Below are 20,240 nucleotides of genomic sequence, written 5' to 3' on the forward strand. Positions count from 1 at the left end.
GTACCGCGATGGAGTCGGTAAAGGAGTTTCTCCCGCCCACCGACGCCGCGCCAGACGGTGAGTGGCGGGCGCAGGTGGTGGAGCGATTCAACACGGTGCGCGGGTTCGTGCGGTTGTTGTGCCAGGTGGTCAGTTTCGGGGCGACCGCCGAGGCGGTGCGGGTGGTCAACGCGATGCGGGACCTGCCGGCGCTGATCGACGCCGGCGACACGGTCCGGGTGCCCAAGGGGTGGCTGGACGCCCGGAAGGTCGACATCGGCCTGGTGCCGCGGGGCTGGTGGAACCAGCTGGTGTTCCCGAAGGGGCGGCCTGATGGGTGCGTGGATCGCAACGCCTACGTGTTCTGCGTGCTGGAGCTGTTCCACACCGGGCTGAAACGTCGCGACATCTTCGCCCGGGTGTCCGACCGGTTCGCCGACCCGCGGGCGCGGCTGCTGGCCGACGACGCGTGGGACGCGGTGAAAGGCCCGGTCCTGTCGGCGCTGCTGCTGCCGGAGGATCCCGAGCAGCTGCTGGAGGCCCATGCCGTGCTCGATCCACACCCGCACCGTCTCGGCCCATGACGTGATCCGCATGCTGCAACGCGACGGACGGCCGACCCAGCTCGGTGAGGCGTTCGGCATGTATGGGCGGATCTTCAAGACCCGGCACGTGCTTACCTTCACTGATGACCCTGCCTATCGGCGGGAGATGAAGGGGATGCGCAACCTCAACGAGGGCCGCCACGAACTCGGCCGGCACCTGTTCCACGGCCGCAAGGGCGAGGTGTACCGGGCGTACAGAGACGGGCAGGAGAATCAACTCGGCGGGCTCGGGCTCGTGTTGAACTGCGTGACTTTGTGGAATACCGCCTTTCTGGACCGGGCGTTGGGCGAGCTGCGCGGGCAGGGCTACCCGGTCCTCGATGCCGACGTGGCCCGGCTGTCGGCGTACACGCGCCGGCGCATCAACGTCCATGGCCACTACTCGTTTCGGCTGCCGGACCTCGGCGGCTCCTGGCGGCCGCTACGCGATCCCGACCAGCGTGACCCCGACGAGCGGGACTGATCGGGCCCTGGCCGCGACGGCTGCCCGCTCACCGCTGCTGGGGCTTAACCAGCCCCGGTCGCTGTTACTTGCTTGACCTCACGTGACGCCGACGTATCGCGGGGGTCACCCTACGAGTTGTCCGTGACGGGGCGCCGGCGTCGACACGAGGCAACGTTCAGTTCAGTGCAGTGCTCTGGTCTGGTCGTGTCCTGGGGTGGGTGGGCCGTCGCGCAGGACGCTCCAGCCGAGCATGCCGGTGAGTCCTTCGAGCCGGTCGCCGACGGTGATGCCGTCGTCGGTGAGGTGGCAGGCGTACATGGCGTTGTCGTGGCGGCTGTTGCGCATCTTCAGGACGTTGAGGACCCGGCCGATGTCGGCGTGGTGCTCGATGTAGCGCAGCTGGATCACGTTGTGGAACAGGAACATGAGCCCGTCCAGGGGGTCCTGCAGCGGTCCGAACGTCCGGGTCTCGCTGGTGACCCAGAGGGAGGCGCCGGCGGCCCGGACGATCCCGACGAGGCTGCGCAGGTAGGCGGGGAACCGGTTGGCCTCCCGCGCCGCGTGGACCATTTCGGCCAGGCTGTCGATCACGATCCGGCTGGTCGTGCCGTCGGCGAGGCCGTGGCGGATCACGGAGGCCAGCACGTCGAGGTCGAGGTTACCCATTGGCACGTGCGAGATCACCAGCTGGCCGTCGGTGCGGGCGGTGTCGAAGTCCCACCCGAACTTGTCCGCCATGCCGACCAACTGGTCCGCGGTGTCCTGGAAGGTGATGTAGAGACACCGTTCCCCACGGGTAAGGCCTTCGGCGATGAAGCCGAGACAGCCGATGGTCTTACCCGCGCCGGACGGTCCGAGGACCAGGGTGGCGTCGGTTTGCGGCATGCCACCGCCCATCAACGCGTCCAGGCCGGCGATCCCGGAAGGGATCCGTCCGGTCTGCGGTGGCACGTCTTCCGGCAGGAACGACTCGATGCGGGGGTACACCTGGAAACCGTCGGCGGTGATCTGCACCGTGTGGGTGCCGCCGAGGTGGGTAGCGGCACGCATCTTCATCACCCGCAGGCCCCGCCGGTCGATCGGCTCGCGAGCCTTGTGCGTCAGCTCGATGATGCCGTCGGCGAGGGAGAACTCCACGCCGCTGCGCATCTCCTTGGGGGTGTACTCACCCAGCAGCAGCAGTACCGCCCCGCTGTGTGCGACGCGGCTGGTCAGGTCGTAGAGCGCCATCCGCAGGGCGTGGTCGCTGACGAAGTCCCGCAGCATCTTGGTGCTGTCGATCACCACCAGCACCGGCTTGTCGTCGAAGGCCTTGCGGACCACCTCGTCGATCAGCGGTTCGAGGTCTTTCGTAACGGTGTCGCGCAGCATGTCGCCGAGGTGCACGAACTCGACCTTCGGCCCCAGCGACTCAGGGTCGAAGAACTCGAATCCTCGTAGGTGCTCGACAAGTTTGGAATGCGGCTCCGATAGCGTCGTGTAGTAGACGGCTTTGTGCTCGGTGGTGGCGTTGGCGAAACAGATCTGCTGCGCCAGGATCGTCTTACCCGTACCCGGCGGGCCGGCCAGGACCATCACCGAGCCCGGTTCCAGTCCACCACCGAGGATCAGGTCCAGGTCCGCCAGCCCCGTCGACAGCCGCTTCACCTCGTGCCACGTCCTTCCTGGAGCAGGCCTTCGGCCACCGCGAGTATTTCCTTGGACCGATAGGGCTTGGCCAGCGCGGCGTCGGCGTCGGCCGCCAGCTGCCAGTCCCCGCTGACCGACAGGATCGGAATCGCCGCGGTCGCCGGGTCGGCCCGCAACGCCCGGATGAGTTCGACGCCGTCCATCACCGGCATCATGATGTCGGTGACCACCAGATCCGGTGGCGACTCGTGCACCAGGGCCAGAGCGGCGGCACCGTTACCTGCCTCGGTGACCTCGTGACCGGCACGCGTGAAGACCCGCCGCAACACGAACCGCAGATCCGGCTCATCCTCGACCACCAAAATCCTGCCCACCGAACCATCCGTTCGCCCAGCAGCCTCCGCAGCCCCCGACCGCAGCGAGGATATACCGACATAAAGGCCCCGCCACGGACCTACGGTCCGCCGCGCCGTGGCGCGTCAGACGCGGGTCGGGAGTCTTCCCGTTCGCCAAGAGCCCCGAGCATCCAAAGCTCGATGGCGCAGGAGTCGGGCGCTCTCGCAAACGTTCAGTTGCGAGAGTTCTGCAAGAGACCTGGAGGTGACCGCGTTTCCGCAGGTCGCCATTCGCAAAAGGCCTCTCAGAACTCCGGCATTGTGCGAGACACTTTTGAGAGACTTGGGACATGAACCTGACACCCGATCGGGCCGCCCTTGCGGTCGAACGGCACGGCTGCCCGAACTGCGGTGCACCCGTCGGCAGCGCCTGCCGCACCCGGGGCGGCAAGACCACCGCGAAGTACCACACCGCACGCTTCGTCCTGGCGCCCGCGCTGCGCGAGGAACTCGACGTGCCGGTGCCCGCCGACCGCAGACCCGGCAAGGCGTGGAAGCAGGGTCCGGGGCTCGCAGTGGTCCCCGCGCCACGGACCGAGCGGGCAGTGCGGATCGGGTACGCCCGCACGTCGACGGCCCGCCAAGAGCTGGCGAGTCAGCTCGAAGTGCTGCGCCGCGCGGAGTGCCACAAGATCTTCTCCGAGCAGATCAGCACCCGGGTCAAGGTCCGGCCCGAGCTGGAGAAAGCGCTCGCGCTGGCCCATCAGTTCAAACAGGCCGCGCCCGAGACCCCGGTGATCGTCACCGTCCACGAACTCAAGCGCCTCGCCCGCAACGCGGCCGAGCTGATGACCCTGTCGGGCGACCTACAGGCCGGCGGCATCCAGCTCGAACTTCTCACCGGCCCGCTCAGCGGCGTCTACGACCCCAACGGCATGGGCGCCATGTTCTTCGCCGTGCTCGCCGTCGCCGGGCAGATCGAACGCAACTACATCCGGGAGAAGACCCTCGAAGGCCAGGTCGCAGCAGCCGCCAAGGGCAATCACGGCGGCCGACCGAAAGTGATCGACGACGACACGCTCACCTTCGCCCTCGCGTTGAAGGCCAAGGGCGTGCCCGTCCCGGACATCGCGAAGAAGCTCACCATCAAGACCGGCAAGAACGCGGGCAGCCCTCCGTCTGTGGCCTCGCTCTACCGAGCCTTCGCGGAAGCGGAAGCCCAGCGGGCCACCTCCGACGACGGCGTGGCGCTGCGGCCCAAGCCCGCCCGGATCCGACAGGCCGACGAACCAGAGACGCCCCGCGGAAGCCGCTCTTCGTGAGCGCTTGCAGGAGCAGGTTCTCCAGCGTCGCGCGGGCGGAGCTCAGCTTCCCGGCCGCCGGCGCTACCGGTAGATCGGAAGCCGGGTGCGCAGGCCCTGCACGAACAGGGCCTGCAGTTGGGCCAGGTCAACCGGGCGTCACCAAGAGTCCGCTAACCCCAAGATCACCCTTAGCGTGACTATCCCGAACGTTAGTCCCCAAGAGCCTACATTCACGCCACCCAGAGGGGTGGCGGCGCGGCGCGACCGATTCAAGATCGACTTCGGCCGCGGGCGTGCCGACGTGCGATCCGGGCGCCCGGGGTACGCATCGGCGCCGACCCGGTCCGGGTCGACAGGCTTGGCAAGGATGCCCAGCTCAGGCGCGCTCTGCGATCAGGCTCCCGGCCTTGTTGGGCGCGGCCGGAGGCAGGGATGACTACACCCACATCGGTAGCGAGGACGGGTTGATCCCGTGGCCTATCCTTCCGGCCGCGGCGAAGATCACGATTCGCCCGGGTGACGCCCTGTTTCGCCGAGAAAGGTCGACCTCGATGTCCGGCATCAACGCGGTGATTCCCACCGTGCCCGTTCTCGTGCCTCTGGTCGGACTCCTCATGGTGGCGGCGGCGCTGTGGCACCGCCGTCGCGCGGAGTTCGCGTTCACCCGCCTCGGCACGGTGTGGCTGGTCACCTGGCTGGTGGCGGCCACGGCGTGCATCGCCGTGCTCCCGGTGCGGGTCGGCACCGGTGGCCTCGGTGATCCCGACCCGGTTCCGGTGCTGCTGCCGTTTCTGGCGATACCTCTGTTCGGGGCCGCGTGGTGGCTGCGGCGCCGCGGTGAGCGCTCCTTCGTCCGCCTCGTCGTCACCTGGCTCCTCACCTGGTACACGGCCGCCGTCATCAGCCTGACCCTGCTGCCGATGCAGATCCAGACCGGCGACTTCGCCAATCACACGCCCTGGCAGGAGAAGGGCATCCATCTGAATCCGTTCGTGCATGACGTGACCCCGGTCAACTTCGCGTTCAACATCCTCATGACCGTTCCGTTGGGTCTGCTGTTGCCGATTGCGATCCGCCGGCGTGGCGTGGTGGTCGCGGCTCTTCTCGGTCTGGCGTTCAGCGCATCCATCGAGATCGTTCAGGCGGTGACCAACATCGTGTTCAGCAGTGGACGCTCCGCCGACGTGTACGACCTGATCGCCAACACGGTGGGCGCCCTCATCGGCGTCGGGCTGCTTCGCATCCTGGACAGCGCCGGCGCGACCCGATGGCTTGATGCGGACCAGCCGGCTCAGGCGGAACGGGCGCCGAACCAGAGGGTGATGGGGTCGTCCAGGGCCCGCTGATCATCCACGATCCGGGCCACGCGGCCGTCGGGACACGGCGAACCGTGACCGACCGGATGTCCGCGCGCGCTCACCGGATATGGGAGTCGGTCGCCACCTTGAACTCCGGAGGGCGACAGGGTCATTCATCCTAGGATGGTCTACGGGATGTGCGCCGCGTGGCAGCAGCCGAGAAACCAACCCCAAAGCAAAAAGGAATCAACGACCCCCTGTGATTTTGGTCCGGGCCAGCGGATCGAATGTGGATCTGGCTCGGATCCCGTCCCGCCCGGTGTAGTGAGGGAGGGGCGGACGCCTAGGCAGGGAGGGCTTGTGGTTGAGGTCGGGTTGGCGGAGGTCCGGGACGCGGCGGAGCGGATTCGCGGGGTTGCGCATCGGACGCCGGTGGTGACGTCGCGGACGTTGGACGCGCGTGTGGGCGCCTCGGTGTTTCTGAAGTGCGAGAACCTGCAGCGGGTGGGGGCGTTCAAGTTCCGGGGGGCGTACAACGCGGTGTCGCGGTTGTCGCCGGAGCAGTTGGGGCGGGGGATCGCGGCGTTCTCGTCGGGGAACCATGCTCAGGCGGTGGCGCTGGCGGCTCGGGAGCTGGGGTCGTCGGCGGTGATCGTGATGCCGGAGGACACGCCGGCGTCGAAGCTGGACGCGGTTCGGGGGTACGGGGCGGAGGTCGTGTTCTACGACCGGTACACGGGGGATCGGGAGGCGCTGGGCCGGCAGCTGGCGGCTGATCGGGGGCTGGCGTTGATTCCGCCGTACGAGCATCCGGATGTGATCGCCGGTCAGGGGACGGCGGCGCTGGAGTTGTTCGAGGTGGTGCCGGATCTGGATGTGCTGGTGGTGCCGGTCGGTGGGGGCGGGCTGATCGCGGGGTCGGCGACGGCGGCAAAGGGGCTGCGGCCGGCGGTGCGGGTGGTGGGGGTCGAGCCGGAGGCGGGTGATGACACGCGGCGGTCGCTCGCGAAGGGTGAGCGGGTGACGATTCCGGTGCCGCGGACGATCGCGGACGGGCAGGCGGCGAGCGTTCCGGGGGAGCTGACGTTTGCGATCAACCGGCGGCTGGTGGATGAGATCGTGCTGGTGTCGGATGACGAGTTGCGGGAGGGGTTGCGGTTCGCGTTCGACCGGGTGAAGACGGTGCTGGAGCCGAGTGGGGCGTCGGGGCTGGCGGCGTTGCTGGCGAAGCGGGTGGAGGTGCCGGCCGGGTCGAAGGTGGGGGTGATCCTGTCGGGCGGGAATGTGGGCTGGGCGCGGTTCGGTGAGCTGGTGGCGCCTGGTGGTGCTGCTCAGGGCTGAGCGCCGACGGCGGCCGGGCCGGGTTGGAGAGGAGCGGGCGCGTGGCGTCAGCTTTGTGGCGGCGGCGCCCGGTGGGATCGGGTAGGAGGGTGAGTGGGCACGGGCGTGGAGGCGTCGCCGGAGGCGAGCCGACCCTCGGCGGGAGCTGCGGTCTGTACCACCCGCTGAGCTACGACCCCTGCTTTTGACTTGCGTGAGACCTGACGGCGGTGCGAGGGTCGGGGTATGTGATGACAGCCCGGCGTGTGCGTGTGTGTTCCCCCGTCGGTCTGTCTCGTCCTGGAGGACGTCTCGTGTTGAAAGCGGTGTCGCTGGGCTGTGCCCACGATGGCGATCTGCTCTTCTCCGGCTTTGATCTGGTGCTCGGTGATGGTGATCGGGTCGGGGTGGTGGGGCCGAACGGGGCGGGTAAGTCGACGTTGCTGCGGGCCCTGGCCGGGGAGATCAAGCCCACGGTGGGTTCGGTCGCGTCGCGGAAGGTCGCGCTGGTGCCTCAGCAGGTTCCCGATCCGGCGGGTACGGCCGGAGCGTTCCTCGCCTCGGGTCTGGGTGAGGCCGGTGTGGTGGCGGCGCGGGTGCGGGCCGGTGACGCTGGTCCGGGGTTGCTGGAGCGGTATGAGGCGCTGGAGGCGTGGGACGCGGAGACGCGGATCGAGCAGGTGCGTCAGCGGCTGGGGCTGGCCGGGATCGAGGACGGCCGGCGGCTGGGGGAGGTGAGCGGCGGGGAGCAGGCGCGGTTGTTGCTGGCGCGGGCGCTGCTGACCGAGCCGGATGTGCTGTTGCTGGATGAGCCCACGAACCATCTGGACGCGGACGGCGCCGCGTGGTTGCAGTCGTGGCTGGCGGGGTTCCCGGGTGGGGTGCTGGCGGTCAGTCATGATCGGGCGTTCCTGGACGCGGTGGTGTCGCGGGTGGTGGAGCTGGACGGGATCCATGAGGTGCCGCAGGATTTCCCGGGTGGGGGTTATACGCCGTACCGGGTGGAGAAGGAGCGGCGGTGGCGGCGGTGGCTGCTGGATTTCGAGGCGCAGGAGAAGGATCGGGTGCGCTGGGAGCAGGACATCGAGCTGACCAGGCGGCAGGCGCTGGGTGTGGAGCTGACGGTGCGGTCGGGGGTGGAGGCGCCTCATCTTCGGCGGATCGCGAAGAAGGTGGCGCGGAAGGCGAAGGTGCGGGAGCGGCGGTTGCGGCGGCAGATGGAGTCGTTGCGGTGGGTGGATGAGCCGCGGCGGCGGCCGCCTCTGACGCTGGCGTTCCCGGAGGATGGCGGTGACCGGGACGATGAGGTGTTGCCGGGGGTGAAGCGCGGGGAGCGGATCTGGGTGACCGGGCGCAACGGGTCGGGGAAGACGACGTTGTTGAACCGGTTGGCTTCGGAGAGCACCGCGATTCTGCCGCAGACGGCGGACGGGCTGCCGTTCCGCATGACCATGATCGACTATTTCCGGTCGCAGGTTCCGGTGTACGTCGACGATGCCGAGCGGTTGCTGCTGGGGCATCAGTTCGATGAGGACATGTGGGATTCGCCGCTGGGGACGTTGTCGGCGGGGGAGGTGCGGCGGTTGCTGCTGGCGGTGATCGTGAACCGGCCGGAGCGGGTGCTGCTGCTGGACGAGCCGACGAATTTCCTCGATTTCGACGCCCTGGAGGTGTTGGAGGAGGCGTTGCGGCGTTATCGGGGGACGTTGCTGGTGGTCACCCACGATCGGTATTTCGCGTCGGCGGTCGGCTTGTCGCGGGAATGGCACGTGGGTTCCTGAGAAGATCGGCGGGTGAACATCGTCCCCCGTCAGGCCGGGCCGCTCGCGGCTGTGTCCAGTGCCGAGCAGGTGACCGAGGCGTGGCTGGCGAACCGGCGGTTGTCGGAGCACACGCGGTCGGCGTACCGGCGGGATGTGGCGTCGTGGCTGGCCTGGTGTGCGGGGCGGGAGTTGGAGCCGTTGCGGGCGTCGTTCCTGGATGTGAACGCGTACGCGCGGGAGATCGAGTCGTCGGGGTTGTCGGCGGCGTCGGTGGCGCGGAAGTTGTCGGGGTTGTCGAGCTGGTACACGTTCCTGGCGAAGCTGGGTGCGGTGCCGGCGAATCCGGTGGCGGGCGCGGATCGGCCGCCGGTGGACCGGGATCATTCGGCGACGGTGGGGTTGTCGCCGGAGGAGGTCGACGCGTTGCTGGCGGCGGCCGACCGGGACGGGGCGCGGTCGCGGGCGTTGCTGACGGTGCTGGCGGATCTGGGGTTGCGGGTTTCCGAGCTGATCGGCCTGGACGTCGATGATGTGGGGTTCGAGCGGGGGCATCGCAGTGTGCGGTTCGTCGGTAAGGGCGGGCGGGCGCGGCGGCGGGTGCTGACGTCGTCGGCGGGTGTGGCGCTGGACGGTTATCTGGGTGGGCGGGCCGAGGGGCCGTTGTTCATGACGTCGACCGGGAACCGGTTGGATCGGCATGCGGTGTTCCGGTTGGTGCGGCGGCTGGCGCGGGAGGCGGGGATCGAGTCGTGGGAGCGGTTGTCGCCGCATTCGTTGCGGCACGCGTTCGCGACGGCGGCCCGGTCGTACGGGGTGCCGCTGGAGGATGTGCAGGATGCGATGGGTCACGCGGATCCGCGGACGACGCGGCGGTACGACCGTGACCGGCACAACCTGGATCGTGACCCGGCGTACACGATCGCGGCGGCGCGGGCCAGGCGCGAAGGCGGTGAGGCCGGGGCATATCCTCGTACGCCGGGTGGATCACGGACGGGGTGAGGCTTGAACATCGTCGAAGCGGTGCTGCTGGGTGCGATCGAAGGGGTGACGGAGTTCCTTCCGATCTCGAGCACCGGCCATCTGACCATCGCGGAGAAGTTGCTGGGTTATCGGATCGACGACCCGGACATCACCGCGTTCACGGCGATCATCCAGTCGGGTGCGGTGCTGGCCACGGTGATCTTCCTGCGTAAGGATCTGTCGCGGATCATCGCGGCGTGGGTGAAGGGTTTGTTCTCGTCGTCCGGGCGGGAGAGTCCGGACTGGCGGTACGGGTGGGCGATCATCCTGGGGTCGATCCCGATCGGCATCATCGGGTTGTTGTTCCAGGACACGATCGAGACGACGTTGCGGAGCCTGTGGTTCGTGGCCGGGGCGCTGATCCTGTGGTCGGGGGCGATGTGGTTCGCCGATCATGCGGCCACCCAGGTGCGGCACGAGGACGATGTGACGTGGAAGGACACGTTGATCATCGGCGTGGTGCAGTCGTTGTCCTTGATCCCGGGCATCTCCCGGTCGGGGGCGACGATGTCGGCGGGTCTGCTGCGTGACCTCGACCGGGTGACGGTGACGAAGCTGTCGTTCTTCCTGTCCATCCCGGCGTTGCTGGCGGCGTCGGTGCTGCAGACGGCGACCGAGTACGACAATATCGCCAGCGGGGTGGGCTGGGTGAACACGCTGGTGGCGCTGGTGGTGTCGTTCATCGTCGGCTATCTGGCGGTGGCGTGGCTGTTGAAGTTCATCGCGAAGCACTCGTACAAGGTGTTCATCGCGTACCGGATCGTGCTGGGCTCGTTGCTGATGGTGCTGCTGGCGACGAACACCATCGAACCGCAGTGATCTCGCCGGCCGGCCGGGCCCTCGACCATGTGCGGTCGCTGGGCCTGGCCGGTGAGGTGCCGGCGTGTGTGCCGGCGGCGTCGGTGACGGTGAGTTTCCACCCGGACCGGTTGCTGGCGGACGGTGCGACGGTGGCGGAGCGGCTGGCCGCCGAGGGTGTGTACCGCGGCCAGTTCGAGACGCGGATCTCCAACGGCGGGCTGACCGCGTTCCCCGGCGGTGACCGGGACGTGTGGGAGCAGCGGCTGTTCGGCGGGGCGTACGCGGGTCTGGTCGTGGGCCGGCCGATCTACGGGGCGCTGAACCTGGCCGGGCATCCGGACGGCGGGTCGCCGAGGTTCGGCAGCTGCTATCTGCGGCTGGAGCCGGCGGTGTCGCGGCGGGCCACGTTCAGTCACGGCGACAGTTTCACGCAGCCGACGGTGGTCGGCACGATCGACACGTTCGCCGGCGTCTGGCGGGCGCTGCTCGACTCGGTGGCGTCGTCCGGCCGGGCGCTCGGGCTGGCCGCCGCGTCACCGTCGTCGTGGGTGGCCGCGCTGGGTGAGCCGCGCACGGCTTCCGGCCGGGCCTTGGACGACTATGTCGAGGCGCAGGTCCACGGCGGGTTGGCGCTGGCCGGCGCGGTCCAGGCCGTCGTGGCCGACCCGTCCTTCCGGGGTACGCCGACCGGGGCGCTGCTGTCCCGCCTGGCGCCGCGGCTGGAGTTCCACCCGGGTTTTGTGCTCGCCCCGGACGAGTTCCCGGCCGGCCTGCGGACGGACGTCACTCCCGAGGTGGCGGCGTTCGTGGCGGCCCGGTTCGGGGTTCCGTTCCTGGACGCCGAGGTGGTGGGCCGGGCGGCGCGGTCGGTGGTCCGCGACCCGGCGGCGTGGTCGGTGTTCGGCCCGGCGGCCGAGGTGCTGCAGGAGTTGAAGTACGTGTGGCACATCCTGGTCCTGCGCGGCCGCCCTGCCTGACCAGTCAGGGCATCAGCCGGTCACCCGCGGGCGTCCAGGGCGGCGCGGACGAGTTCGATCGCCTGGTCGTCGCCGATGCCCAGGGCGGTGACGGCGGCGACGTAGGTCTGGGCGGCGGACAGGGCGCGGGCGGGGGTGCGGGCGGCCAGGGCGGTGATCACGGTGCCGGCGCGGCCGCGGGTTTCGACCAGGCCGGCCTGCTCGAGTTCGCGGTAGGCGCGGGCCACCGTGTTGGCGGCCAGGCCGAGGTCGGTGGCGAGGGTGCGTACCGGTGGGAGTTTGTGCCCGGCGGGGTAGGCGCCGGTGGCGGCCAGGGTGGCGATGGCCAGGCGGACCTGCTCGTACGGCGGGACGGGTGAGTCGTGGTCGATGTGGATGCCGGTCACAGGGTCCTCGGCGGGGTGTTGCCGGCGGCGATGATGGCCCGGCGGATGGGGACGAGGGCGAGCAGGACGGCGCCGACGACGAAGAAGATCACCAGGGAGACGATGCCGAGGCGGTAGCTGGCGGTGAGCTGGAAGACCAGGCCGAACAGCAGCGGGCCGAGCCAGCTGGTGCCCTTGTCGCTGATCTCGTAGAAGCCGTAGTACTCGCCTTCCTTGCCGGCGGGGATGAGCTGGGCGAACAGGCTGCGGGACAGGGCTTGGCTGCCGCCCAGGACCAGGCCGATGGCGGCGCCGAGGATCATGAACTGGACGGGTTCGCGTTCGGGGATGAAGTACGCCGCGACGACCACGCCCAGCCACAGCACCAGGCTGAACAGGACGGTGTTGCGGGCGCCGACGCGGGCGGCGATGGCTCCGAGCAGCAGGGCGCCGCCGAACGCCAGGAACTGCACGATCAGGATGGTGATGATCAGGGTGGACTGTTCGAGGTGCAGCTCTTCGGTGCCGAACTGGCTGGCCAGGGCGATGACGGTCTGGATGCCGTCGTTGTAGACCAGGTAGGCGAGCAGGAAGAACAGGGTCAGGGGGTACGCCCGGATGCCGCGGATGGTGCGGCCGAGCTGCCGGAACCCGTCGGTGAGGACGTTGCCCCGGCCGGCGCCGGACTCCTCGCTGGGGTGTTCTTTGAGCCAGAGCAGGGGCAGCAGGGTGAACAGTCCCCACCAGACGCCGGCCGACACGATGCACCAGCGGGCCAGGTCGAGGGTGCGCTGCGGGTCGCCGTCGACGCTCATGGTCTGCACGACGACCAGGTTCAGGGCGAGCAGCAGGCCGCCGCCGAGGTAGCCGAGGGCCCAGCCGCGGGAGGACACCTTGTCGCGGTCGTCGGGGCCGGCCAGGCGGGGCAGGAACGAGTTGTAGACGACGATGGACGCGCCGCCGGAGATGTTGGCGATCAGGAACAGCAGCCCGCCGAGCAGGTAGCGGTCGCCGGTGACGAAGGCCATCGCGACGGTGGCGGCGGCGCCGGTGAACGCGGTCGCGGCCAGCAGCGGTTTCTTGTGGGCGGCGCGGTCGGCGACGGCGCCCATCACCGGCAGGACGAAGATGGTGAGGAAGACCGACAGCGACACTAGGTACGGGTAGTAGGAGCCGGCGGCGATCGAGAGGCCGAGCGGGTGTACGCGTCCGGAGCACTCGTCGGCGCCCAACCGGCAGCCGGCGGCGAGTTCGGTGACCGTGGTGAGGAACGGCCCGAGGAACACCGTGATGACGGTGGTGGAGAACGCCGAGTTCGCCCAGTCGTAGAAGTACCAGCCGGTGCGTTCCCGCCGGGTGGACGGCGGGGTGACGGTCGTGGACAAGTGCCCTCCCGGGGGCGCCGCGCGGTCGAGTGCCGCGCAGATCATCGCACCCTAGGCGGGAGGGCCGGTTTCGCCCGGCCGGTAGTACTCCGCGAGGGCCGCGGTGGCTGGATCCTCGGAGTTGGCGAGGGTGGCCCAGGGGTCGGCGCCGGGCGGGAGGTCCTCGGCGGCGTACTCGGCCAGCTCGGCCGGGTCCTGGGCGGGCATCCGGTCGATCATGGCGTGGTCGACGATCCCGGCGTGGGCCAGGCCGAGGCTGCTGGTGTCGATCCACGGCCAGCCGTCGACCGGTTCGGGCAGCGCCCCGACGTCGAGCATCGGCGGGAACACCTCGGCGGCGGCGTCCTCGGCGGGCGGCGCGTCGTCGAGGATCTGGTGGGCGTCCGGCTGCTCGCCGAACTCTTCCTCGGCCGCCGGCAGATGCGCGTGGTCGTCCCAGGCGGCGTCGTCGTGGTGCGGCGGATCGTCGTCCGGGATGTGCCAGGCGTCGTCCTGAGGTTCCGGCAGGGCGGTGTCCTCCGGCTGGGCGCTCAGATCGTCGTCGGCGTGTTCGAAGCCCTGGTGGCCGTCGGGGTGGTGGTCCGGCCATTCGTGCTCGCTCATGACTCCTCCTTCGGGGCCGGCGTCAGCGCCGCTGCCCTGGTCAGGACCTCGTCGACCTGTTTGATCCGGGTTCGTACGGTGTCGCGTTCCTGCTGGGCGCCGGCCCGGCGGCGGGCCCGGCCGGCGGCGTCGGTGGCCGCGGCGGCGTCGATGTCGGCGATGTGCTGGTCGAGTTCCCGCAGCCGCCGTTCGACCGCGTCGTCGACGGCCACCGACAGGGCGTACTGCAGGTCGGTGAACCGGTAGGAGATCTCGTCGGACAGTGCCGCCCGGGCCTCGGCGAGCACGTCGCGCAGCCAGATCCGGGCCTGCTGCCGGTCGGTCTGCACCCGCCTCCGGTACAGCACGTAGGCGCCGGCGGCCAGGCCCAGCCCGACCCCGGCGAGCGGGATCAGCAGCCCGCCGGCGGCCAGCCCGCCGGCGCCGAGCACGGACGCGCCCAGCATGGCGCCGCGGCCGGCCATGAACGCGATCCCGCCGGCCGACAGGGCGATCAGCATGTTGTCGGCGGACCCGTCGCGGGGCGGCGCCGACTCCAGGGTGTGCCGCAGGGCGGCGTTGACCTGGGCCAGCATCTGGTCGAGTTCGCCGCCGTCGAACACCTCGGCCAGGACGGTCTCGCCGACCTGCCGGAAGGTGCCCTGCAGGTCGTGTGACAGGGCGACCGCGACGGCCTGCAGCTCGGCGTCGAGTTCCTGCGGCAGTGCGGCCAGGGTGTCGCGGCGGGACGCGTCGATGCGGGCGGTGACGTCCTGTTGCACGGCGGCGACGCGGGTGCGGAGCTTGCCGACGACCTCGACGCGGGCGCGCTGGGTCTCGCTGGACAGCAGCAGGGTCCAGTGGCGGGACTCGGTGCGTTTGCGGGCGGCCAGGGCGGCGCGGTCCGCCCGTACCCTCGCCTGCTGTTCGGGGTCGGCCTCGGCCGCGGTGACCCTGGCCTGGGCGGCGGTTTCGAGGCGGGCCAGTTCGCCGCGGGCGGTGCGCAGCACGTTGGCCAGCTGCAGCTGGTGGCCGCGGCCGGCCAGGTCGACCAGGGCGTGCTGGAGCCCGGCGATCTGCGACGCGTCGACCAGGGCGGCCTGGTCGGCGGCGGGCCGGTCGACGGCGAGTTCGGCCAGGCGGGCGGAGACCGGGAACCACGGCGCGGCGGCGAACCGGGGGGCGTGGGCGCGCAGCAGGGCCTGGTTGTCGTCGCGGATGCGCCGCCAGCCCGGGTAGGCGTCGACCTTGGTCAGGGCGAACACCACGTTGTTGACGCGTTCGCTGGCGGCGATCAGGAAGGTCAGCTCGGGGCGGGACAGCGGCGCGGACGCGTCGGCGACGAACAGCAGGGCGGTGGCCCGGTCGACGGCGTCCAGGGCGACGGCGGTGTGGGCGGGGTCGAGGCCGCCGACGCCGGGGGTGTCGAGCAGGCTCACGTACTGCAGCAGCCGGGCCGGGTGGCTGACCTCGATGCGGCGGGCCCGCTGCTCGCCGGTGGCCCACGCGGCCAGGTCGTCGACCTCGACGGTCTCGCCGCCGGGCAGCACCGCCCGGGCGGCCGGGTCGCCCGGGGTGAAGTGCAGGTAGGTGTTGGTGGCCACGGCGGCGTCGACGGGGGACAGGCCGGGCACCCCGAGCAGGGCGTTGAGCAGGGAGCTCTTGCCGCGTTTGGTCTCGCCGACGAGCACGATCGACGGGCGGGTGACCCGGGTGCGGCGCAGGTCGGCCAGCTCGGCGCCGGCGTCGGGGTCGTGCTTGCGCACGTAGGCCAGGACGGCCTCGACCGTGCGTTCCAGGTCGGCGGCGAGCCCGGTCACGGCCGCACCTGCTTGCTGAGCAGGTAGAAGCCGCGGTGGGCGATCTGCGCGACGCGGGACTGGGCGGGCCCGGCGCCGGCCACGGCGAAGACCCGCCACCGGTTGGCGGCCTGCACCGCGGCGTCGGCCAGGGTGTCCTCCGACGCCTCGGGCAGCTGCAGGATCCACCGCGGGTCGTCGGAGGTGGCCAGGCGGGTCAGTTCCCGTTCCCATTCGGCCGGCAGCGCCACCTCGCCGGTGGCCACCCGCTGGGCGGCGGAGATGACCCGCAGCCGGTGGTAGTCGGGTTCCCGCAGGACCCGTTCGACGGCGTCGCGGACGGCCTCCCGGTCGCCCGGCGACCGGGTGAGCCCGGCCAGGCGTTCCAGCCGGGCCAGGGCCCAGCCGGCCTTGATCGCGTCGGAGCGCCACCGGAACGCGTCCTGCAGGGTGTGCCGCAGCCGCGGGAACCCGGAGACCTCCAGCAGCCGCCGCAGCAGCTCGGAGGCGGGCAGGGCCGGGTCGGCGCGCAGCTGGGCGATGGCGAAGCCGATGCCGTACAGGTCGAGCAGGGTCAGCAGCCGTTCGCGCCGCTCGGCGGGCACGCCGGCCGGGCGGGACCGGAACAGGTCGGCCGAGGCCAGCATGACCGCCAGGTCGTCCGAGCCGGCCAGGCCGCGCAGGGCGTCGACGTCGGCGGTGGTGAGCCGGCCGGCCTCGGCGGTCTCGGCCAGCAGCCCGGCCACCGGGACCACCTCGCTGACCGTGCGGGCCAGCAGCCGTCCTTGATCGGCGGCCAGCGGTGCCGCCACCGGCCACGGGTCGCCGGCCCCGCCGACCAGGGTGTCGACCTTGCCGAACACGCCCAGCGCGTTGATCGGGCTGGACGACAGCCGCGCCGACGCCGCCCGGAACGCCTCCAGCGCGCGCACGTCGTCGGCCCGCACCGCCTGGGTGAACACGTAGACGACGGCCTCGGCGGCGGCGACCTCGCCGGTGGAGTCGGCGTCGATGTCCAGGTCGAACGGCGCCGTCGACGTTCCCACGGCCTCGGCCGCCCGCTCGGAGATCCGGGTGTCGTTCGACGCCAGGCCGGGCGTGTCGACGACGGTCAGGTCGCGCAGTTTTTCGCTGGTCAGGGTCACGTCCACGTAGGCGACGCGGGCGCCCGGCACACCGAGGCGCTGCGGGATCATGCCGTCCTCGTCCAGCGGCAGGCTCGTGCGGGAGCCGTCGCGGCACACCACGTCGACCCGGTCGGCCGGCCCGTACCGGAACCGGGTGACCACCCGGGTGCACTCGCCGACCGCCGTCGGGGCGACCCGCCGCCCGATCAACGCGTTGACGAGTGTCGACTTTCCGGCTTTCAGACGCCCGGCGATGGCCACCCGCAACGGCTCGTGGAGGCGCCCGCCGACGTGTCGTACCTGCCCAGCGACCTCCGGGCCGACACCTGCGACGATCTCGTCACACAGGGTGGCCAGGCGGGCGGATAGCGGTCCGGTCACGACGACTCGTCAGCCGAGCACACTGTCAGCAACAATGGCACAACTGTGGCGGGGGTGGTCCACACGCTCAACCGATCGCCTTTCTTACAGGAGTGGCCGGCGGCAGGGCGGGAACGCCCTGACCGCAGCACAGCCTACGAGGGGCGGCGAGCCGGGGGATCCCGTGTTCGTGCCACGACGGGGGAGGAGACAGGGTTGGCGGACCCTCAGGACCTGGCGGGCGACGCCGTCGCCGGTCTGCGCGCACCCGGCCTGGTGATCATCGCCGGGCCGCCGGGGGCGGGCCGCACCACCCACCTGCGCGCGGCCGCGGCGACCATGCCCGGGCCGGTGTTCGCCGGGGGCGGCCTGGCCATGCTGCGGACCGTGCCCGCCCTCGCGCTGTCCCGCGCCGTCCGCGCCCGCCTGCCCGGGCACGACGTGCACCTGCTGGCCGAGGCGGTCCGGTCCCGGGTCAAGGGCGGCCTGCTGGTGCTCGACGACCTGCAGTACGCCGACCCGGCCACCCTGGCCGCGCTGCCGCTGATCGCCCGGCACTGCCGGGTCCTGGCCGCGCTGCGCACCCCCCACCGCGTCGACCCGGCCGTGCTCGCGTCCGCGACCCGGCTCGACGTGCCACCCCTGGACCGGGCGGCCGCCACCGACCTGGCCCGCCGCGCCGGGGGGCAGCTCGACGAGCCGGCCCTGGCCGCGGTGGTCGACCGGGCCGGCGGCAACCCCCTCGCGATCTCGGCGCTGGCCCGGCAGGCCGGCGCGGGCCGCGGCGCGCCGGCGGCCGACATCGACCAGGTGGCGTACGCGATCGCGACCGCCCTGGCCGACCTGCCCCGGCCCGCCCGCACCGCCCTGGCCGCGCTCGGCCTGCTCGGCCGCCCCGCGCCGGCCGCCCTGCTCGGGCCCGGCGCGTCCGACCTGGTCACCGCCGGCCTGGTCGGGGACGCCGGCGACGGCCTGGTACCCACCTCCACCTACGTGGCCGAGACCGCGGCCGGGCTGCTCGACGCCGAGGCCCGCACCGACCTGCACCGCCGCCTGGCCGAACTCACCCCGCCGGCCGAGGCCGCCCGCCACCTGGCCGCCGCCGGCGACCCGGCCGGCGCGTTCCGGCGGGCCCTCGCCGCGGCCGACGCGACCGCCGGGGGCGACCGGGCCGAACTGCTGCTGTTCGCCTGCGACCTCCCGGTCGCCATCGATCCCCGGGTACGGGTGGCCGCCGCCGACGCCGCGCTCACCGCCGGCCGGCCCCGCGCCGCGGCCGCCGTGCTCGACACCGGCGAACCCCTCGGGGTCGACGCCGACGCGCTCCGCGGCGAGGCCCTGCTCCAGGCCGGGCTGCCCGCCCGGGCCCGCGACGCCGTCCGGCGGATCCCCGACGACGCCCCCGCCGGGGTGCTCGCCGCCCGCGACCGGGTGCTGCTGCTGGCCGACCTCGCCCTCGACCCGCCCGCCGCCCTCGACCGCGCCGGAGCCCTGGCCGCCACCGCGTCTCCGGGCCTGGCCGCCGCGGTCGCCGCCGTGCACGCCGTGCACCGCACCGACGGGTGGGCCACCGCGCTGGCCGCCGCCGCGGCCGACCTCGCCGACCGGCCCGCCGCCCGCGCCGCCGCGTGGCAGCTGGTGGAAACGCTCGCCGCCGACGGGCGGCTCACCGAGTCGGCGGCCGCCGCCCGCACCGCCGCCCAGACCTGCCGGGCCGACCTGGCCTACGGCTGGGAGACCCGGTTCCTGGCCGCCGCCGACTGGGCCCTGGCGTTGCACGGCGCGCCTCCGCTCGGCCCTGGGAACGCTCCCGGCGACCCCGACGAGGTGCAGCGCCGCGCCGCCAACCTCGCCGACCGGTCCCTGCCCGACGACGCCCGCGCCTACGCCACCGCCGCGGTGGCCCTGGTCGAGGCCGACACCGGCCTGCTCGCCGCGGCCCGCGCCCGCCTCGGCGACGCCCCCGACCATCCGGCCACCGGCTGGGTGTCCCGGGAGGCCGCCTGGCTCGACGGGCAACCCGACCGGGCCACGGCCGACCCCGGCGGTCAGGGCCTGCTGGGCGGGCTGGCCGCGATCACGTCCCGCTGGGCCGGGCACGACCTCGGCGCCCGCGACGCCCCGCCCATCCCCGAACACGTGCCCGCCGCGGCCCGCCGCACCCTGCTCGCCTGGGCCACCGGCACCGGGTTCGCCGCCGCCGCCGACGCCTGGACCCCGACCGCCCTGCGCGAACAGATCCGCTGCCTGCTCGCCGCCGGCCTGCACGAGACCACCCCCGGCCGGGCCGTCGACGCGCTGCTGACCGCCGAGAAACTCGCCGACGCGGCCGGGCTGACCGTCCTCGCCGGCCGGGCCCGCCGCGGCCTGCGCCGGCACAACGTGCAACGCGACGTGCGCAGCCCCCGCTCCGGCAGCAAACTCACCAACCGCGAGGCCGACGTGCTGCGCCTGGTCGCGGCGGGCGAACCGACCCGCCGGATAGCCGGGCAGCTGGGCATCTCGGCCGAGACCGTCGACACCCACATCCGCGCCGGCATGCGCAAGCTGGGCGCCCGGACCCGTACCGAAGCGGCCGCTCTCGCCTTCGCGAACGACCTAGGGGAGGTCAGCAGGTGACGCGACAGCCCGACGCGCCCCGCCACGTGGTGGCCTCCGGGGCCGACGCCGACGCCGTGCTGCGGCGCATGGTCCGCGACGGCTGGCAGGCCCAGGAGGGGTTCGCCCTGCCGCAACAGGCGTGGGACGCCCCCGACCGGCTCATCCTGCACGGCCGGATCACCGACCAGGACACCCTGCAACTCTGTGTGCTCGCCGCCGCCCGCGGCGCCGGCATCGTCGCGATCTGCGACGGCGAATCCCCCCTGGGCCGGGCCCTGGTCGACGACCTCACCCGGCTCGGCCCCGTGCAGCACGGCCCCGGCCCCGAACCCGGCGACGCGATCGCCGACCTCGTACCCGAACAACGCGCCCTGCTCGACCGCCTGGCCGCCGGCGACACCATCGCCGCGGCCGCCGCCGCCGAATACCTCAGCCTGCGCACCGCCAACCGCCGCATCGCCGAGGCCCGCGCCCTGTTCGGGGTCCGCACCACCCGCGAGGCCGTCCTGGCCTACCTGCGCCAGCGCGCCCAGCAGCGATGACGC

Annotated in this window: 18 protein-coding genes; 11 read left to right on the plus strand and 7 right to left on the minus strand. The window is 72.0% G+C overall.

Annotation, left to right across the window (positions count from 1 at the left end; genetic code table 11):
- Positions 1–8: 8 nt before the first annotated feature.
- Both AB0M54_RS32075 and AB0M54_RS32080 read left to right on the plus strand, forming a co-directional pair.
- Positions 9–563 carry a hypothetical protein gene (locus AB0M54_RS32075; protein ID WP_364475455.1) on the plus strand — a complete coding sequence of 185 codons (555 nt, stop codon included), beginning with the start codon at positions 9–11 and terminating at the stop codon, positions 561–563.
- A gap of 10 nt (positions 564–573) precedes the next feature.
- Positions 574–1,047 carry a Tn3 family transposase gene (locus AB0M54_RS32080; protein ID WP_364475534.1) on the plus strand — a complete coding sequence of 158 codons (474 nt, stop codon included), beginning with the start codon at positions 574–576 and terminating at the stop codon, positions 1,045–1,047.
- Positions 1,048–1,209: 162 nt separating this feature from the next.
- On the opposite strand, the gene AB0M54_RS32085 is transcribed toward AB0M54_RS32080, so the two are convergent.
- Both AB0M54_RS32085 and AB0M54_RS32090 read right to left on the minus strand, forming a co-directional pair.
- Positions 1,210–2,676 carry an ATPase domain-containing protein gene (locus tag AB0M54_RS32085; RefSeq protein ID WP_364323093.1) on the minus strand — a complete coding sequence of 489 codons (1,467 nt, stop codon included), beginning with the start codon at positions 2,674–2,676 and terminating at the stop codon, positions 1,210–1,212.
- Entirely contained in the window at positions 2,673–3,032 is a 360-nt protein-coding gene (locus AB0M54_RS32090) for a response regulator (protein WP_364323095.1), read from the minus strand. Before AB0M54_RS32090 ends, AB0M54_RS32085 begins: the two co-directional genes overlap by 4 nt.
- A 311-nt stretch (positions 3,033–3,343) precedes the next feature.
- Here AB0M54_RS32090 and AB0M54_RS32095 point away from each other — a divergent pair, with 311 nt between their 5' ends.
- The 7 genes from AB0M54_RS32095 to AB0M54_RS32125 all read left to right on the plus strand — a co-directional run bounded on the left by AB0M54_RS32095 (position 3,344) and on the right by AB0M54_RS32125 (position 11,476).
- Positions 3,344–4,315, plus strand: a complete 972-nt coding sequence (locus AB0M54_RS32095; RefSeq protein WP_364475457.1) for a recombinase family protein — start codon at positions 3,344–3,346, stop codon at positions 4,313–4,315.
- A gap of 389 nt (positions 4,316–4,704) precedes the next feature.
- Complete coding sequence (locus AB0M54_RS32100; RefSeq protein ID WP_364475459.1) at positions 4,705–5,643, plus strand: VanZ family protein; 939 nt, start codon at positions 4,705–4,707, stop codon at positions 5,641–5,643.
- 312 nt (positions 5,644–5,955) lie between these two features.
- Entirely contained in the window at positions 5,956–6,936 is a 981-nt protein-coding gene (locus AB0M54_RS32105; protein ID WP_364475461.1) for a pyridoxal-phosphate dependent enzyme, read from the plus strand.
- A 293-nt stretch (positions 6,937–7,229) separates the two neighbouring features.
- A complete protein-coding gene (locus tag AB0M54_RS32110) occupies positions 7,230–8,696 on the plus strand; it encodes an ABC-F family ATP-binding cassette domain-containing protein (RefSeq protein WP_364475463.1) in 1,467 nt (488 codons plus the stop codon).
- An 18-nt stretch (positions 8,697–8,714) separates the two neighbouring features.
- A complete protein-coding gene (locus tag AB0M54_RS32115) occupies positions 8,715–9,677 on the plus strand; it encodes a tyrosine-type recombinase/integrase (RefSeq protein ID WP_364475536.1) in 963 nt (320 codons plus the stop codon).
- 3 nt (positions 9,678–9,680) lie between these two features.
- The gene (locus AB0M54_RS32120; RefSeq protein WP_364323107.1) at positions 9,681–10,517 is read left to right on the plus strand and encodes an undecaprenyl-diphosphate phosphatase; all 837 of its coding nucleotides are present in this window, start codon (positions 9,681–9,683) and stop codon (positions 10,515–10,517) included.
- Complete coding sequence (locus tag AB0M54_RS32125) at positions 10,514–11,476, plus strand: DUF3626 domain-containing protein (RefSeq protein ID WP_364475465.1); 963 nt, start codon at positions 10,514–10,516, stop codon at positions 11,474–11,476. The genes AB0M54_RS32120 and AB0M54_RS32125 overlap by 4 nt, the downstream gene beginning before the upstream one ends.
- 20 nt (positions 11,477–11,496) lie before the next feature.
- Here AB0M54_RS32125 and AB0M54_RS32130 read toward each other — a convergent pair whose 3' ends face one another.
- The 5 genes from AB0M54_RS32130 to AB0M54_RS32150 are packed head-to-tail and all read right to left on the minus strand — an operon-like array spanning position 11,497 to position 17,115.
- Positions 11,497–11,862, minus strand: a complete 366-nt coding sequence (locus AB0M54_RS32130; protein ID WP_364323110.1) for a GntR family transcriptional regulator — start codon at positions 11,860–11,862, stop codon at positions 11,497–11,499.
- Entirely contained in the window at positions 11,859–13,226 is a 1,368-nt protein-coding gene (locus AB0M54_RS32135) for an MFS transporter (protein WP_364475467.1), read from the minus strand. Before AB0M54_RS32135 ends, AB0M54_RS32130 begins: the two co-directional genes overlap by 4 nt.
- Positions 13,227–13,277: 51 nt before the next feature.
- Positions 13,278–13,829 carry a hypothetical protein gene (locus tag AB0M54_RS32140; protein ID WP_364475469.1) on the minus strand — a complete coding sequence of 184 codons (552 nt, stop codon included), beginning with the start codon at positions 13,827–13,829 and terminating at the stop codon, positions 13,278–13,280.
- On the minus strand, positions 13,826–15,628 hold the full coding sequence (locus AB0M54_RS32145) for a dynamin family protein (protein WP_364475471.1): 1,803 nt from the start codon (positions 15,626–15,628) through the stop codon (positions 13,826–13,828). Before AB0M54_RS32145 ends, AB0M54_RS32140 begins: the two co-directional genes overlap by 4 nt.
- On the minus strand, positions 15,625–17,115 hold the full coding sequence (locus AB0M54_RS32150; RefSeq protein WP_364475473.1) for a dynamin family protein: 1,491 nt from the start codon (positions 17,113–17,115) through the stop codon (positions 15,625–15,627). The genes AB0M54_RS32145 and AB0M54_RS32150 overlap by 4 nt, the downstream gene beginning before the upstream one ends.
- Before the next feature lie 195 nt (positions 17,116–17,310).
- Here AB0M54_RS32150 and AB0M54_RS32155 point away from each other — a divergent pair, with 195 nt between their 5' ends.
- Both AB0M54_RS32155 and AB0M54_RS32160 read left to right on the plus strand, forming a co-directional pair.
- Positions 17,311–19,713, plus strand: coding sequence for a LuxR C-terminal-related transcriptional regulator (locus AB0M54_RS32155; protein ID WP_364475475.1), 2,403 nt, complete (start codon positions 17,311–17,313; stop codon positions 19,711–19,713).
- Positions 19,710–20,237 carry a LuxR family transcriptional regulator gene (locus tag AB0M54_RS32160; RefSeq protein WP_364323117.1) on the plus strand — a complete coding sequence of 176 codons (528 nt, stop codon included), beginning with the start codon at positions 19,710–19,712 and terminating at the stop codon, positions 20,235–20,237. Before AB0M54_RS32155 ends, AB0M54_RS32160 begins: the two co-directional genes overlap by 4 nt.
- Positions 20,238–20,240 lie beyond the last annotated feature (3 nt).

This window comes from Actinoplanes sp. NPDC051470 (assembly GCF_040682035.1).
In the GTDB taxonomy this organism is placed as follows: Bacteria; Actinomycetota; Actinomycetes; order Mycobacteriales; family Micromonosporaceae; genus Actinoplanes.